Consider the following 17022-nt stretch of genomic DNA (forward strand, 5'->3'; position numbering starts at 1 on the left):
TCGGCCCTATCAGTCGTACCGCCCTAATTATCGCTGCTGGACCGAATATCGCGGTTGGGAGCGGGTGCAGATCTGCCGCTGATCCTGGGTGTTGAGGGCCGGGCTGTCGACACGTCTTCACGTCAACAGCCCGGCCTTTGCCGTTCGCTATCGCGGAGTCAGTCCGACCCGAAGATATCCCGCGTGAACAACTTGTCCGCGACATCGGCCAGCTCGGGGTCGTTGCGGTTGGCGATGATGACGTCGCTGTCCTGCTTGAACTGACCCAGGTCGCGGTACACCTTCGATCCGAAGAACGCTTCGTCCTGCAGCGTCGGTTCGTACACCACGACCTCGATCCCCTTGGCCTTGATCCGCTTCATGATGCCCTGGATCGAGGACTGGCGGAAATTGTCCGACCCGGCCTTCATGGTCAGGCGGAAGATGCCGACACGCTTGGGCGCCCGCGCGATGATCCGGTCGGCCAGGAAATCCTTGCGCGTGCGGTTGGCGTCGACGATCGCGCGGATCAGGTTCTGCGGCACGCTGGTATAGTTGGCCAGCAGCTGCTTGGTGTCCTTGGGCAGGCAATAGCCGCCATAACCGAAGCTGGGATTGTTGTAGTGGGTGCCGATACGCGGATCCAGGCCGACGCCCTCGATGATCTGGCGCGTGTTCATGTCGCCTGCGATCGCATAGCTGTCGAGTTCGTTGAAGAAGGCGACACGCATCGCGAGATAGGTGTTGGCGAACAGCTTGATCGCCTCGGCCTCGCGGGTGCCGGTGAACAGGACCGGGATGTCGGCCTTTTCGGCGCCCTGGACCAGCAGGTCGGCGAAGATGCGCGCCCGCTCCGACTGTTCGCCGACGATGATGCGCGACGGGTGGAGATTGTCGTGCAGCGCGCGGCCTTCGCGCAGGAATTCGGGGCTGAAGACGACCTGCTCGGTGCCCAGGCGCGCGCGGACATCGTCGACGAAGCCGACGGGGATGGTCGACTTGACGACCACGGTGGCTTGCGGAGCATGGGCCTTGGCCAGCGCGATCACCGCCTCGACCGAGCTGGTGTTGAAGCTGTCGGTGTCGATGTCGTAATTGGTCGGCGTCGCGACGATCACATAGGTCGCGCCCGCCAGCGCCTCGCCCGCTTGCGTCGTGGCGGTCAGGTCCAGCGTGCGGCCGGTCAGGAAATCCTGCAGCTCGGCATCGATGATCGGTGAGGTGCGCGCATTTACCATCGCCACCCGCTCGGGCGAGATATCGACCGCGACCACCTGATTGTGCTGGGCCAGCAAGACGGCGTTGGACATGCCGACATAACCCAGGCCGAAAACAGCGATCTTCATTCCATGCACCCCAGCCAAGAGGAGGACGGGCCCGCCGGGCCGCCCCGCCATGCTTCATAGCCAGGCCATGCCCGAAGGGTCGGATCAGGGCAATTGGCATGGGATAAGGGCAAGGCGGGCTGTCCCGTTTCGCCACAGTATCGGGGGGTCATCCCCGGCACGGGGAGGGGGACCAGCGAAGCTGGTGGAGGGGGATCGCCGCAGGGCATGTCCTGTGTGGATGCCCCCCTCCGTCAGCGCTTCGCGCCGCCACCTCCCCGTGCCGGGGAGGATCGGGATGTTACAACCCCAGCGCCGTCTTCACCTTGGCCCAGCTGACATATTTGAAGTTCTGGGTGGCGGGTGCGTTGTCGCCGTCCTGGGCGACGAACAGGCCTTGGGGGTAGTCGGGCCCGAAATCGCCCAGCGCCAGTTCGATCCCGTCGGTCTCGCTCGTCCCGTCGACCTGGCCCCCACCGATCCGGAAGCGCCCGGCATAGGTCACGCCGGGCAGGCGGTAGAGCGTATAGGCATTGTCGCCCTGACTGGAGACGACCAGATAGCCGCCCTTGGCCCCCCTGGGCGCCAGTGCCAGTCCCTCGGCATCGTCGAACAGCGTGCGGCCGTCGACGCGGGCGATCGGGGTGGCGGTGGTCGGCGCGGCGGGATCGGCGGCAAAGCGCCACAGCCCGACATCCTCCTCGGCGACATAGAGCATGCCGGTGCGGTCATCGACCACGCAGCCCTCGGCCTGGGTGCCCAGCTTCATGCTGCGCATGGTCTCGACGCGCGGGGTAGGGCCGGACAGGTCGATGCGGACCTGGTCGATCCGCCCGTCCTTCAGCACGACGAAGCCGAACAGCGCGTGATCGCGCGCGCGGGTCCACAGGCACATGCCATAGGCTTCGCCCGCCCCCACCGGATAGCGACCCATCGGCACCAGGCGGCGCTGGGCCGTGTCGAGGGTGAACAGCGCGACATGCGCGTTCGCCTTGTCCGCCCGGTCGCTGGCGGCGACGATCACCCGGCCTCCCAAATCGCGCAGGTCGACATTGTTGAGCCGCGCGGCGGGGGTGAAGGACAGGCGTTTGCCCTTCAGGTCATAGACATGGATGCCCGCCTGCTTGTCGGTGCCGATGACCAGGCTGGCGGCTGGATCGGCCGCGTTGCGCCAGATCGCGGGATCGTCCGCCGCGTCCGAGGTGCTGTCGACCGGATCGGTTTCGGCAGTCGCGGCAACCACGGGTGTCGCGACCGGGGCTGCGGCGGGCATGCTGGCGCACCCGGCGAGCAGCAGCGCGGTGAGCGCCGTCCTCACAGCTTCACCCGCAGGCCGCCGAACAGCGTGTAGCCGAACTTCTCATATTCATAGGTGCGATAACGCTCGCCGAAATAGCGGACGCCCGGCGTGTTGGTCAGGTTCTTGCCCTCGGCGAACAGGTTGATGCCCTTGGCCAGCTGCACGCTGCCGGTCACGTCGAGCTGGCCGCGGCCTTCCCAATAGAGGTCCAGGCCGGGCACGTCGGCGTTGATCTCGTCCAGATAGTCCGACCGCTTGGTATAGGCGACGCGGACATTAACCGGCCCGCGTTCGTAGAAGACGCTGGCATTCCACATATGCTTGGACTGGCCCGGCAGCGCGAAGCGGCTGCGCCCGGCAAAGGCGGTGTCGAAGGTCGCGTGGCCCTGCGTATAGGTATAGTTGGCGAACACGCCGAACCCACCCAGCACGCCCGGCAGGAAGCTCAGCTGCTGCTGCCAGTTGAGCTCGACGCCGTACAGCTCGCCCTTGCGCGCATTGACCGGACGGCTGAGGATCGCGCCGCCCACGCCGTTGTAGATGCCGGTGCTGGTCAGCGTGTAGCGATAGTCGGACAGGTCCTTGTAGAAGGCGTTGACCGAGATCACGCCCAGCGGCCGGATGTAATATTCCAGACCCGCATCGGCATTGTTCGACAAGGTCGGCTTCAGGTCCGGGTTGCCGAAATCGACGCGCACCGTGTTGCCCTCGGTCGTCTCCAGCACGCGCGGGGCGATCTGCGGGAAGTTGGGGCGGTTGATCGCACGGCTGAGCGCGGCGCGCAGGATCAGGTTGGGGGTGAAGGCCTGGCGCAGCGTCAGGTTGGGGAAGAAGTCGGTATAGCCGTTGCTGCCCCGCGCGGTCGTGACCGCGCCGGTGCGCGAGACGCTGGGCGCACGGCTCTCGAAATCGGTGGTCTCGACGCGAAGCCCGGCGATCAGGGTCGTGCCGTCCTTCACGTACTTGGCCATGCCGAACATGCCGAAGATCTTCTCCTCGGCGACATAGTCGGCGGTCAGCGACTGCGGCAGGCGGCGCTGCGAGGCGGCCTTGGTCGCGTCGAAATAGGCATCGGCCAGCCCGGTGTCGAAACGCTGGCCCAGCTCATAGCCGAAGTTGCGCGACTCCTGGTCGGACAACAGCCCGGCCAGGTTCCGGGTCGGCGCGGCGGTCGCGCGGCGATCACGGAACCGCTCCTCGTCGGCATTGATGTGCCGCTCGCGATATTTGCCCCCCGACGAGAAGGTGACGAGATCGCCGACCGGCAGGTCGGATCGGACCGCGACCGTCAGTTCGTCATTCCTGGTCGTGTTCGACCGATAGGCATTTTCCTGAAAGCCGAAGGTGCCGAGCTGGAGATGCTCCTTGCTCTGGAACAGCGAATAGCTCGGCAGATCGACATTGCCGAAATCATAGGAGAGCGTCGGGCGCAACGTGGAGCGGAACAGCAGCTCGTCACGGCGCGGATAGGTCTGCGAGCTTTCGCTATACGCCACGTCGGCGCGGATCGTACCTTCGCCTAGCCGCTGCTCGATGCCCGCCGTCGCCGACCAGATCTCGTTCACCTGTTTGCGGTGGCGGACCTGCTTTTCGATGCGGGTGTTGCGATAGGTGGCGGTGCGGTCGGTCGATCCGGCCTGGAGCGTGCCGTCGCCCCACAGGATGCCGATGCGGTCACGAAACTCGTCATCCTCGAACCGGGCATAGGTGCCGCGCACCCAGGCATGGGTCGCGTCCGACGGCCGCCATTCGAACGCACCGGTGCCCGCCATGCGCTGGCGCTTGGTGTCGTAATCCTTGAACAGCGTCTCGGTGACGCGCGGGTCGTTCGCGGTCTGGGTCCACGTGTTCTCGACATTGTCGGGGCGGCGATGGGTGCGCGAATAGCTGCCCGAGAACAACAGGCCGAACTGGCGGTCGGGGCCGAAGGTGTCGCTGACCGCGGCCGACCCGCGATAGTCATGGCCCTTGCCATATTGGTTGTAGCTGGCGCCCGCCATGCCGGTCAGCGCAAAGCCCTTGCGGTCGAAGGGTGAGCGGGTGGTAATGTTGACCGCGCCCGCGATCGAATCCGAATCCTGATACGGCAGCAGCGACTTGGTCACCTCCAGATTGGCGACGATGTCGGAGGGCAGCGTGTCCAGGTCGACCGCGCGGGTCGTCGGGTCGACCGAGGGGATCTGGATACCGTCGACCGAGATGGCCGACCATTCGCTCGGCGCGCCGCGCACGTTGATATAGCGGCCCTCGCCCTGGTCGCGCTCGATGCCGACGCCGGGTGCGCGTTGCAACGCCTCGGCGATATTGGGATCGGGGAAGCGGCCGATCGCGTCGGCCGAGATGATGGTGACGGTGTTGTCCGCCGTCCGCTGCTGGTTGAGCGCGCGCGCGGTATTGTCGAGCAGCGAAGCGCCGGTGACGACGATATCGCCCGCCTCTCCGCTGGCGGCGGGCAGGGTCAGCGAGATGTCGCGACCGCGATCAGCCGCCGCGACGACCCGGGTGACCGGCGGGCGGCCGAGATAGTCGACCAGCAGGGTGATGTCGCCCGGTGCCTCGGGGGTGACGATGCTGAACTCGCCCTGCAGGTTGGTCGTCGCCTGGGCCCCCGTCCCCTCGACCACCACTCGCGCGCCGGGCAGCGCGACGCCGGTCGCGTCATAGATGCGCCCCGACAGGATTGGGCCGGAGGCGGGGACGCCTGCCGGTGTCGCGGCATCGCCGGGGGCGGCGAAGACGGGCGTCGCGGCACAGCCCAATGCGATGAGCGAGGCCCCCGCGAGACCGCGGATGCCGGAACGGATGGCGAGCATGATGATCCCCTGGGTGCTGGTCGTGCCGACACCCCCCGGCGCCGGTCGTTGCCGCTCCCGTGGCGGGGCTTTGTTACGAAGCGATGTGATTGGGATGACGGCTTGATGACGCTGGCGTCACAATCGTTATTGGCAGGCCCCCTTTCCTCCCCGGTACGGGGAGGGGGACCATGCGAAGCATGGTGGAGGGGGACCGCCGCAAGCTATGTTCTGTGTGGAAGCCCCCCTCCGTCAGCGCTGCGCGCTGCCACCTCCCCGTGCCGGGGAGGATTGTTTACCCCTTCGTCAGGTACAACCCGCGCAGTTTCGCGATCTCGCGCGGGCCCAGGCCCATCTTGTCCTTCAGATACCCCATCGTCCTGCCGGGATACCGGTCGGTCACCGCGAACACCGCGTCGATATAGCGCCGGTCGACCCCGGCAAAGGCGCGCGCGGCTTGCGGAGACAGCTTCGCCCAGAAGCCGGTCGGATGGGCGGGCATCGGGGCCATGTGCTGGTTGGAGAGGAGATAATCCTCGACGATCGTCACCCGCGGCACGCCCAGCGCGGTCAGCAGCAGCGCGGCCGCCACGCCGGTGCGGTCCTTGCCCGCCGTGCAGTGAAAGGCGAGCGGTACGTCGCCCGCCAGCAGCTCGGCGAACATGCGGCGGTACTGGCCGTTGAACTGGTCGAGCAGCTGCGGATAGGTGGCGGTCATCGCCGTCACCACCTGTTCGTGGGTCCAGGTCGACGGATCGCCGGGGATCTTTATCGCGCTCATGTCGAGCGCATAGTCGTCGCTCAGCACCTTCGGCTTCTGCCCGGCGGGCCACAGCGTCGGCTCGCGGGTCCGCTCGGCCGTATCGCGAAAGTCGCAGACGGTGCGGATGCCGCGCTTTTGCAGATAACTGTAATCCGCCGGCGTCAGGTCGTGCATCTCCCCTGAGCGATAGAGCAATCCCCATTTCACCATCCGCCCGTCGGCGGTGCGATAGCCGCCCAGATCGCGGAAATTGCGCCCGCCCTGGAGCGGCAGGACGCGAATGTGAGCGGGCGCGGCCACAGGAGCGGAGGCCGAAGCCCCCACCCTCGCCGGAACCACGACCAGCAGCGCGAGCGCGATCGTCCCGCGCATCAGAACTTCACCGTCGCTTCCAGGCCATAGGTGCGCGGTTCGTTGAAAAAGCCCGACAGGCCGGTCAGCGTGTTCAGCGACTTGTAGAAAAGATGCTGCTCGTTGAACAGGTTGCGGGCCCATGCGGCGATGCTCAGCCGGGCGCCGGTGTAGTTCAGCGCGATGTCGGTTATGCCGATCCGGCCGTTGACGATGAAGCCCGGATCGCCCTTGGGCTGGCTGATCCCCGGCGCGGGGTCGTTATAGTTGGAATAGAAGCCGCTGTCGTAATTGGCATCGAGATGCGCGACCAGGCTGTAGTCGCCCATCGGCCGGTCGTAATCGATCGAGCCGCTGGCGGCATGCGCGGGCGTATAGACCGGATAGATGCGGATCGGCGTCGTCACGATCACGCCGCTCGCCCCTTGCGGGAAGGGGTTCACCGTCGCCGGGATCGTCACGTCGTTATAGGAATAGCTGGCGCCCAGCGTCAGCCCGGCCATCGGTGCGAAGGTGAATTCCGCCTCGAACCCCTTGGCGCGGCCGGTGCCGGGCGCGTTGGTCGTCTCGATGGTGGTGCGATTGGTCTGCAACACCTGGCCGTTCACGATCTGGATGTAATTGGCCTGGAAGTCGATCTGGATCGACTTGTACGCACCGGTATAGGCGGCCAGATTCAGGCGGGCGCGGTGGTCGAGGAACTCGGTCTTTGCGCCGATCTCGAACATCGACAGCGTTTCCGGGTTGAACGGCGCATAGCGCAGCGAACGCGAATTGGCGCCGCCCGACTTATACCCCTCCGACCATTTGCCATAGACGTGCACGGCGTCGGTCACGTCATAGGCCAAAGTCAGCAGCGGGTCGACGCGCGACCAGGCGGCGTCCAGTCCGCGCGGCGCGACCCAGCCGTCGACATTGGGCGTGGCGCCGTTGACGATGAACAGCTGGCCCTTCTTCATGTCACGGGTATAGCGCGCGCCGCCCGTGACGTGCAGCCGGTCGGACAGGATCGCCGGGGTCCAGGTCGCCTGACCGAACGCGCCGATGCTGCGCGTCGTGATCCGGCTGGCGCGGTCATAGGGCACGGTGGCGATATTGTAGGTGGCGACGGTCGCCGCGGTGCCGTTGGCGTTCCATACCATCGTGTTGAACGCCTGGGCATTGTCGGTGGTATGCTCGCGATACGCCATCGCGCCCGCGACATATTTCAGGCGCGGCGTGTCGCCGATCAGCTGGATCTCCTGGCTGAACTGGTTCTGCGCGAACATCGCCAGGCTGTAGCGGCTGAAGCTGCCGTTGGGTTTGTAGGTCGAGCTGTTCTGGCCGCCATTGTCATACTGGCTCTGGTCCAGCTCGCGATAGGCGGTGATCGACTTCAGCTGAAGCCCCGGCGCCAGGTCGAGGCCGAGCGTCAGGCGGTGACCATGCGTATCGCCGATGCTGTCCTGCTGCGGCGCGCCGATGCTGGCGGTGCGCACCCGGTCCGGCTGGAGCGGCAGCGCGGGCGCACGGGTCAGCGTCCCCGCCGTGATCGACTGGAGATAGAGCGGGGTAGAGGCATCGTGCGAGGTGTCGAACGCATAGTCCGCGCTGACGCCGCTTTCCGGCTTCCACAGTATCTCGACATGCGCGCCGTGGCGGTCGAAGCCGTTGAAATTCGCCTGTCCGGGCAGCGGGTTGACAACCAGCCCGTCACGCTTCGTGACGATACCGTCCAGCTTCACGCTGAAATTATGCCATTCGGGCAGGTTGAGATGCGCCTCGGCCTTGCGGCTGCCGTAATTGCCGATGCCTGCGGTCGCGGTCAGGCCGAACTCGCCGGTCGGCTTCTTCGTCACGATGCTGACCGCGCCGCCCTCGGTGTTGCGGCCGAACAAGGTGCCCTGCGGACCCTTGAGCACCTCGATGCTCTCGATATCGTAGAGCGCGGTGCCGAGCCCTTGCGCGCGGCCCAGATACACGCCGTCGATATAGACGGCCACGCCCTGGTCACGCGCGGGCTGGTTGCTGTCGGCCAGAACGCCGATGCCGCGGATGTTCATGATCAGCGCCGAGTTGCGCGAATAGAAGGGCGCGACGCGAAGCGACGGAATCGCGCCGTCCTGCAGGTCGACCAGCGACTGGACGTGGCGGTTCTTCAGGTCTTCGGCCGACAGGACCGAGATCGCGATCGGTGTCTTCTGCAGGCTTTCGGGCCGCTTCTGCGCGGTGACGATGACCTCGCTCAGCGTGCCGTCGCTGGTGGTCTTCTGGTCGTCGGGCGCGGTCGTCTTGGCGGGGTCCACCGCGACCACCGGATCGGCCGCGAGCGCGGGCGTGGCGAACAGAAGGGCAAGCGCGCTGGACGCCACAAAGCGCCCCGCAAAGCGCGGGTCGAACGAGATCATGATATGGATTCCCCCCAAAGGATTATGCGGCCGTCCCTTGGTCAGGGATCATTGCGGCTTGATGACGTTCTGGGGGAATTATGCCGGTTTCGTGATGACAAATATGTCATCGACCGCGTGTTTCGAACCAGGAAAGGGCCACCGTCGCCTGCACCTCGACCGGATGAAGGGCCGGTCCAGGCGATCCGATTATCTCGTCGACTTCGGTGTGGCCGGCCGATCGAGGAGCACGCCGTCCATATCCGGGCCAGGGACGTTCACCGTCCCGCCCCCCGGCCGTGCGTCGACGACATTGGCATATTTGCCGCAATGGGATCGATCGTCCGCGCCTGCCGACGACACCAATCGTCCGCAATAGGCCTTTGTGTGCATCGTGACGTCCCGCAAAATCAGCAGGCGCCCGTCACGCTCCTCTACCGTAAGATATCCGTCGGGGCCGATCCGCACAAAAGCGGTGGAGAGGATATGGCGACCCCGTTCTTCGTCACCGGGGCCTGCCCGTCTGCTCGCAGGAGGGCGGTTCGAATCGGCTGGGACGGCGGTGCGGATCATGCTCGACTCCCGAACGACGGCACCCTGGGCCTGCGCCTTTTGCCCGAACGTCCCGGTCGCAAGCATGGCAACGCCTAGCATCAAGGCCAGATTGGATGACAGGTCCGTCATCACCCCACACTACAGCATCCGCCCCGTCACGCCACCTGTACGAACCGTCATCCCGACTCGGGAGCGGCGTGCAAGTTGAAGTTATCAGAAGGACTGTTCTGAAAGCACTATTTTGATCATGTTTTCGGAGAAATGTGTCAGTCGTATGCGGATATAAAGCAATATAATTGCTACAATTTCCTTGGGCATGCCGCTTGACGCGCCCCCAAGGAAGATGAATAAATTGCCATTATTGACGATTGAAGGTTCGCTCACACGAAATCCAAGAAAAGTGGGTGCCGGGTCGATCGATAGAGGGGAAAATTGATGAGCAGCGGCGAACTCGGCGTAAATACAGGCGGGGATTCGGGTCCCGGTACCTGGAACACCTTGCCCGATATCGAGCATATCGCCGTAGTTTCTGGCTGCGGTTGCGCCTTTTGCCAAGCCGCCAGCGAAGCAGGCGGCACGATCAAGGGATCGGGCGGCATCAATGAAGCCAATCCCGATGGCCAGAATATCGGCACGCTGCTGAACCTCGTCACGAATCCCGATGGCAGCCGGTCCTTCACAGGCAACCGCAACATTGATGCGACCCTGATCGGTTCCAAATGGGGTACGCTGGATCTTACCTACAGCTTCCCGACCTCGGGTTCGAACTATAACGGCCCGACCTTCGATTCGAACGGCGTCAGCCTTTACCATATCGATCTGGGCTCGCAGCAGCAGGTTGCGGCGCGGGCCGCCTTCGCGCAATTGTCCGCCGCGACGAAGCTGACGTTCCGCGAGATCACGGATACCGACACCGTCCACGCCAATATCCGCATTTCGCAGACTGCGGACAACGACGTCGGCTCGGCCTATGGCAACTTCCCGTCCGACAAGAAGGCGGTGGCCGGCGACATCTGGTTCGGGCGTTCCAGCCAGCCTTATTACGACCTCGCGGTCAAGGGCACCTGGGGCTACGCCACCATGATGCACGAGATCGGCCATACGATGGGCCTGAAGCACGGGCATCAGGATTACACGAACAGCGACCTGTCCTTTTATTTCGGCACCGCTCCGCGCTACGGCTCGCAGTCGCTGACGCCGGATCGCGATGGCCAAGCCTGGTCGCTGATGACCTACACGCCCGCACCGTTCACCAACAGCGGATTTGCGGGCGAGAAGATCAACCAGCCGCAAACCTATATGCAGTACGACCTGGCGGCGCTGCAATATATGTACGGCGCCAACTACGACACCAATTCCGGTGACAGCGTCTATACCTTCAGCCAGACCACCGGCGAGATGTTCATCAACGGGGTCGGCCAGGGCGCGCCGTCGGGGAACAAAATCTTCCTTACCATCTGGGATGGTGGCGGCAACGACACGATCGATGCCAGCAACTATGCGGGTGGCGTGTCGATCGACCTGCGGCCGGGCGAATTCTCGACCGTGGATCAGGGACAGCTGGCCAACAACCTAGCCTATCAGAACCTGTTCAACCTGGCGCCCGGCAACATCGCCATGTCGCTGCTCTACAACAACGACGTCCGTTCGCTGATCGAGAACGCCAAGGGCGGTGCAGGCAACGACATCCTGATCGGCAACAGCGCCAACAACGTGCTGGATGGCGGCGCGGGCAGCGACACGGTGATCTTCACCGGCCAGACCGGCGTCAATGTCACGCTGAACGACACGGGCGCCGACGTCATCGTCAACCATGACGGTGAAACCGACACGCTGCGCAGCATCGAAAACATCCAGGGGACGGTCGGCAACGACACGCTGGTCGGCAACAGCCAGAACAACACGCTGTCGGGCGGGGCCAGCGGCGCCGACACGCTGATCGGCGGGGCGGGCGACGATCGCCTGATCGGTGGCGGGTTCACCACCACCACCACGGTATCGGCACCGTCGCAGGCGGACATCACCAAGGCGCAATCGACCAACAATGGCAGCATCGCCACGGCGGTCGCCACGGCCGGGGCCTATGACGTCGACGCCAACCCCGACATCACGAATTCGACCACCCTGCCCCATGCGACGATCAACGCCACGGCGGCCGGTGGCTCGCTGGAATATTACCGCATCGACGTGGTGGCGCCGGGCACGCAGGCGATCTTCGACATCGACGGTCCCGGCACGCTGGACGACAGCTTCATCGAACTGGTGAACAGCGCGGGCACCGTCCTGGCCAGCAACGACACGGGTACGGGCGATGCCAGCTATCCGGGCCATGACGATGCCTATCTGACCTATACCTTCGCCCAGGCCGGGACCTATTATATCCGGGTCGGCCTGTGGAATGGTGCCACCACCGCGCAACCGCTGATCGCGGGCCAGACCTATCAGCTCAACATCTCGCTGCAGAATTCGGCAACGATCACCACCACGGTCACGGCCAACAACGCCAGCAGCCTGGTCGCCGATGGCGGCGAGGGGAACGACTTCCTGCTGGGCACGCTGGGCAATGACACGCTGATCGGCGGTTCGGGCAATGACACGGCGTCCTATACCAATGCCTTCAGCGGTGGTTCGACGACGGGCGTGACGGTCGACCTGAACCTCCAGGGTCAGGCGCAGAACACCGTCGCGGGCGGGCTCGACACGCTGACCGGTATCGAAAACCTGATCGGCTCGGCGCTCGACGACACGCTGATCGGCGATGCCAACGCCAATGTGATCGAAGGCGGCGCGGGCAATGACCGGCTGATCGGCGGGGCGGGCGACGATACCGCGTCCTATGCCGGGGCGAGCGCGGGCGTCGTCGTCAGCCTGCTCTCCCAGGGCACGGCGCAGAACACGATCGGCGCTGGCACCGACACGCTCTCGGGCTTCCAGAACCTGCTCGGTTCGGCATTCGGCGACAGCCTGTCGGGCGATACCGCCGAGAATGTGATCTCGGGGGGCGCGGGCGACGACTTCCTTTCCGACGGCGGCAATGCCGGTGGCACCGTCGACCTGCTGGATGGCGGCACCGGATCCGATACCGCTTCGTTCTCCGGTCGTAACGATGCGGTCACCGCGACGCTGCGCGGCACCAATGACGGCATCGCCAGCGTCGCGGCCGGGCAGATTGCCTCGCTGCGCAACATCGAGAATCTGGTGGGCGGCCTCGGCAACGACGTGCTGACCGGTGACGCGAACGACAACCGGATCGAGGGCGGCGCGGGCGACGACGTGCTGGACGGTGGCGCGGGGACCGATACCGTGTCCTATCGCGGTACGACCGGCGTGACGGTCGACCTGTCGCTGACCACGGCCCAGAATACCGGCCTTGGCAACGACACGCTGGTCAATTTCGAGAATGTCCTGACGGGGTCGGGCAACGACACGATCACCGGCAACGCGGGCGACAACGTCTTCTACGAAGGCGGCGGCAACGACACCTATAACGGTGGCGCAGGGGCGGACACGGTGGATTATTCCGCCGCAACCTCGGCAGTGGTGGTCAATCTGAACACCACCACGGCGCAGATGACCGGCACGTTCGGCGGTAGCGACACGTTGCGCGATATCGAGAATGTGATCGGCTCCGCGACGCTTTCGAATACCCTGCGCGGCGGTGACATGACCGCCAACCGCCTGGTGGGCGGTGCCGCGGCCGACTTCCTCGTCGGCAACGGCCTTGGCGACACGCTGGTCGGTGGTGCGGGCAACGACGTCATCTTCGGCGATTACGTCAACACGTTCAGCACGACCGCGGGCATGGCTGACGGCGACGACGTGCTGGAGGGCGGTGCCGGTAACGACGTCCTGATCGGCGGCCTGGGCAACGACATCCTGCGAGGCGGCGATGGTGACGACAGCCTGGTGGGCGGTATCGGCAATGCCAGCACCACCGCGCTGACCGCAGTCTACACCAATGACGGTGGCGACGACACGTTCGACGGGGGCGACGGCACCGACACGGCCTATGCCTATTATACCGACCACACGGGCGCGATCCGGTTCGACATCGGCAATCTGGCGGGCAACAGCGCGATCACGGTCGACGGTGTGCAGCGCGGCCAGTTCATCAGCATCGAGCGGGTGATCTTCCGTGGTGGCACCGGCAACGACGTGGTCCGTGGCGGCGGCACGGTCGACAATCTGACCGGCAATGCGGGTGATGACATCCTCGACGGCTGGTACGGCAACGACACGCTGTCGGGCGGCCTGGGCAACGACACGCTGATCGGTGGCGAAGGCCTCGACACCGCCACCTATGTCAACGCGATCGCCGGCGTGAATGTCGACCTGCGTATCCAGGGAACGGCGCAGGATACCGGTGGCGAAGGCATCGATACGCTGGTCGATATCGAATATCTGACCGGTTCGGGCTATGGCGACACGCTGCGCGGCAATGACGACTTCAACCTGCTGGTCGACAATGCGGTGGCGGTCACGAATGCCGCGCTCAGCCAGACCGACGCGCTCTACGGCTATGGCGGCAACGACAGCATCCTGGTGACGCGCGCCAATGCCACCACCGCCGGTACGGCGAACGCCGCCAGCAACATCCTGATGGATGGCGGCGACGGCGACGACTTCATCGAATTGCGCGGCGGCACCCTGTCGACGGCGCTGGCGGCCAACGCGGCGGGCCTCAACGGCACCATTTATCTGGCGGCGGGCGCCACCTCCAACGATCGCAACGTCGACGTCGTCACGGTCGATGGCGGTACGGGCAATGACCGCATCGTCCTGACCGGTGTCGCCAGCGCCACGATCAATGCCGGCTCGGGCAACGACCTGGTCAGCATCAGCATGCGTGGTGCCTCCGGCGTCAACAACTACCAGGTCACGCTCGGCGAGGGTGCCGACACCATCCAGCTGGGGGTCGGGGCAAGTGCGGCGCTTTCGACCGAAGTGGCGACGACCGCCCGTACCAACCGCGTCACCGACTTCCAGGTCGGCAACAGCGGCGATCGGTTCGAACTGACCGATTTCCTCAATCGCGGGCTGATCGGCTACACGGCGAACGGCAACGCCTTTGCCAGCAGCCATCTGCGCCTGTTCCAGTCGGGTACAGACCTGCTGCTGCAGACGGATCGTGACGGCGCGGGGACGACCAACGGCTTCGTCACCGTCTTCACGATCAGCAACGGCTATACCGGCGGGTTCACTGCGTTCAACTTCGACGGGTTCATCGGCAATCTGGTCCTGACCGGCTTTGCGGGTGACGAGACGATCACCGGCGCGACTGGCAACGACACGCTCAGCGGCGGGGATGGCAACGACGTCTTGGTCGGCCTGGGCGGCAACGACACGCTCGACGGCGGTAACGGCGACGATACGCTGCGTGGCGGCAGCGGCGATGACACGCTGATCGGCGGTGCCGGGACCGACACTGCGGACTATGGCGATGCAGCGGTCGGCGTGATCGTGAACCTGGCGATCACCGGTGCGCAGGCTACGGGGGTCGGCAACGACACCCTGTCCGGGATCGAGAACCTGATCGGCTCGGCACTCGCCGACACCCTGACCGGCGACGCGAACGCCAACCGGATCGAGGGCGGTGCCGGCAACGACACGCTGAGCGGTGGAGACGGCGACGACACGCTCGTGGGCGGCGCAGGCGATGACATCCTCGTCGGCGGGAACGGCACCGACACGGCCGTCTACAGCGATGCCGCAGCGGGCGTGACGATCAGCCTGGGCATCACCGGGCCGCAGGCGACGGTGAACGGCAATGACATCCTGATCGGGATCGAAGGCCTGATCGGCTCGTCGTTTGGCGACATGCTGACCGGCGATGCCGGTGCCAATCGCATCGATGGCGGTGCGGGCGATGACTGGATTTCGGGTGGCGCGGGTGACGACATCCTGGTGGGCGGTACCGGTTTCGACACGCTCTATTACGGCGACATCACCAACGCGGTGCAGATCAACCTGGCCGCCGGTCAGGCGGCTGCGGGCGCACAGGGCGGCAGCGACCAGGTTTCCGGCTTCGAGAACGTTATCCTGGGTTCGGGCAATGACGTCCTGATCGGTGACGCGTTCGACAATGTCGTCCAGGGCAATGCCGGCGACGACCAGCTCTTCGGCAATGCCGGTATTGACCAGCTGTTCGGCGGCATCGGCAGTGACCAGCTGTTCGGGGGTGACGGCGACGATCTGCTCGACGGTGGTGCGGGCGCGGACCTGCTGTTCGGTGGCGCGGGCAACGACACCTATGTCGTAGATGATGCGGGCGATCAGCTCAGCGAGTTCGGTGGCAGCGGCATCGACACGGTGCGCGCGAGCGTCAGCTATGTGCTGGGGACCGGGTTCGAGAATCTGACCCTGACGGGGACGGCCGCGATCGATGCGACGGGTAACGATGCCGCCAACGTCATCATCGGCAATGCAGGACGCAACACGTTGTCGGGTGGTGCCGGTGACGACACGATCGTGACGGTGACGGGCACCGCCGCGATCCGGGCAGGCGGCGGTTTCGACCGGGTCGATGGTGGCAGTGGATCGGACACGCTGCTGCTCGGTGGCCTGCAGTCGGACTATCAGCTGCTGTCGTCGGGCAACCGGACATTGCTGGTCACGGCGCGCGGGGCCACGGATGTCACCGGCGTGGAGCAGGTTGGCTTCTTCAACACGCCAGCCCAGTCCTTCGCCACCCTTCAGGCCGGTACGGCCGCGTTCGACGGGCTCAGCTATATCGCCAGCTACAGCGATCTTCGGGCGGCATTCGGAACCGACGTGGCCAAGGGGGTTTCCCACTTCCTGGACTGGGGTTTCGACGAAGACCGCGCGTCGACGTTCAACGCACTCGACTATATCGCCTCGCATAGCGATCTTCGCGCCGCTTTCGGTGCCGATGCGACCGCGGGTGCCAAGCACTTCATCGACTGGGGGGCGACGGAAGGTCGTGCGACGACGTTCAACGGCTGGGCGTATCTGGCGTCCTACAGCGATCTTATCCAGACCTTCGGGGCCAATGAGGGCGCAGCGGCCAAACACTTCATTCAGTGGGGTGCGGCCGAAGGTCGCGGCGTGACCTTCGACGCATCGGCCTATGCCGCCAAATATACCGATCTGGCGGCAGCCTTTGGTGACGATGCGGAGGCCCTGGCGCGCCACTATGTGCTCTATGGCTATGCCGAGGGGCGTACATCCGCGCCTTTGTCGACCTCGACCCCGGTGTCGATCAGTGCGGCAGCCCCCCCCGTCGAGACGGCGCATAACGATGCACCGGCGGCAACCCCGGCCGCTACCCCTGCCGCGATCGAGGCGGTGGCCCATGACACGGTGTCACCGGCCGTCTTCGTGACCGACACGACCGACCAGACTGATACCGGGTTGTTCGTCGGCAAGGGCTGGGCCGATGTCTCGGAAATCCACGTCAACGTCGACGCCCTCGTCATCGCCTGATGAACGGGAACGGAGCCGCAGGCCATCGCGACGATGGCCTGCGGGCGGGGCCGGCGGGAAGGAGGCTTCCACGCCGGCCTTGTTTTTCCGCACCGTCCGGGCTTACCTCGCTGAAGATGAAAGGGCGATCCGCACCGGGATCGTCGGG

General features: G+C 65.3%; 8 protein-coding genes. 1 reads left to right on the forward strand and 7 read right to left on the reverse strand.

Annotation, left to right across the window (positions count from 1 at the left end):
* Positions 1-158: 158 nt before the first annotated feature.
* The 7 genes from SOM26_RS16405 to SOM26_RS16435 all read right to left on the reverse strand — a co-directional run bounded on the left by SOM26_RS16405 (position 159) and on the right by SOM26_RS16435 (position 9947).
* Positions 159-1325, reverse strand: coding sequence for a nucleotide sugar dehydrogenase (locus tag SOM26_RS16405; RefSeq protein ID WP_320453790.1), 1167 nt, complete (start codon positions 1323-1325; stop codon positions 159-161).
* Between the two features lie 280 nt (positions 1326-1605).
* Complete coding sequence (locus SOM26_RS16410) at positions 1606-2622, reverse strand: phytase (RefSeq protein WP_320453791.1); 1017 nt, start codon at positions 2620-2622, stop codon at positions 1606-1608.
* A complete protein-coding gene (locus SOM26_RS16415; protein WP_320453792.1) occupies positions 2619-5417 on the reverse strand; it encodes a TonB-dependent receptor in 2799 nt (932 codons plus the stop codon). Before SOM26_RS16415 ends, SOM26_RS16410 begins: the two co-directional genes overlap by 4 nt.
* Before the next feature lie 274 nt (positions 5418-5691).
* The gene (locus SOM26_RS16420) at positions 5692-6531 is read right to left on the reverse strand and encodes a tyrosine-protein phosphatase (RefSeq protein WP_320453793.1); all 840 of its coding nucleotides are present in this window, start codon (positions 6529-6531) and stop codon (positions 5692-5694) included.
* A complete protein-coding gene (locus SOM26_RS16425) occupies positions 6531-8897 on the reverse strand; it encodes a TonB-dependent receptor (RefSeq protein WP_320453794.1) in 2367 nt (788 codons plus the stop codon). Before SOM26_RS16425 ends, SOM26_RS16420 begins: the two co-directional genes overlap by 1 nt.
* A 189-nt stretch (positions 8898-9086) precedes the next feature.
* Positions 9087-9449, reverse strand: coding sequence for a hypothetical protein (locus SOM26_RS16430; protein WP_320453795.1), 363 nt, complete (start codon positions 9447-9449; stop codon positions 9087-9089).
* 195 nt (positions 9450-9644) lie between these two features.
* Positions 9645-9947 carry a hypothetical protein gene (locus SOM26_RS16435; RefSeq protein ID WP_320453796.1) on the reverse strand — a complete coding sequence of 101 codons (303 nt, stop codon included), beginning with the start codon at positions 9945-9947 and terminating at the stop codon, positions 9645-9647.
* Here SOM26_RS16435 and SOM26_RS16440 point away from each other — a divergent pair.
* Positions 9930-16874 carry a M10 family metallopeptidase C-terminal domain-containing protein gene (locus tag SOM26_RS16440; protein ID WP_320453797.1) on the forward strand — a complete coding sequence of 2315 codons (6945 nt, stop codon included), beginning with the start codon at positions 9930-9932 and terminating at the stop codon, positions 16872-16874. The genes SOM26_RS16435 and SOM26_RS16440 overlap by 18 nt on opposite strands.
* The last annotated feature ends 148 nt before the right edge of the window (positions 16875-17022 follow it).

Source organism: Sphingomonas sp. CFBP8993, from assembly GCF_034044895.1.
Lineage (GTDB): Bacteria > Pseudomonadota > Alphaproteobacteria > Sphingomonadales > Sphingomonadaceae > Sphingomonas.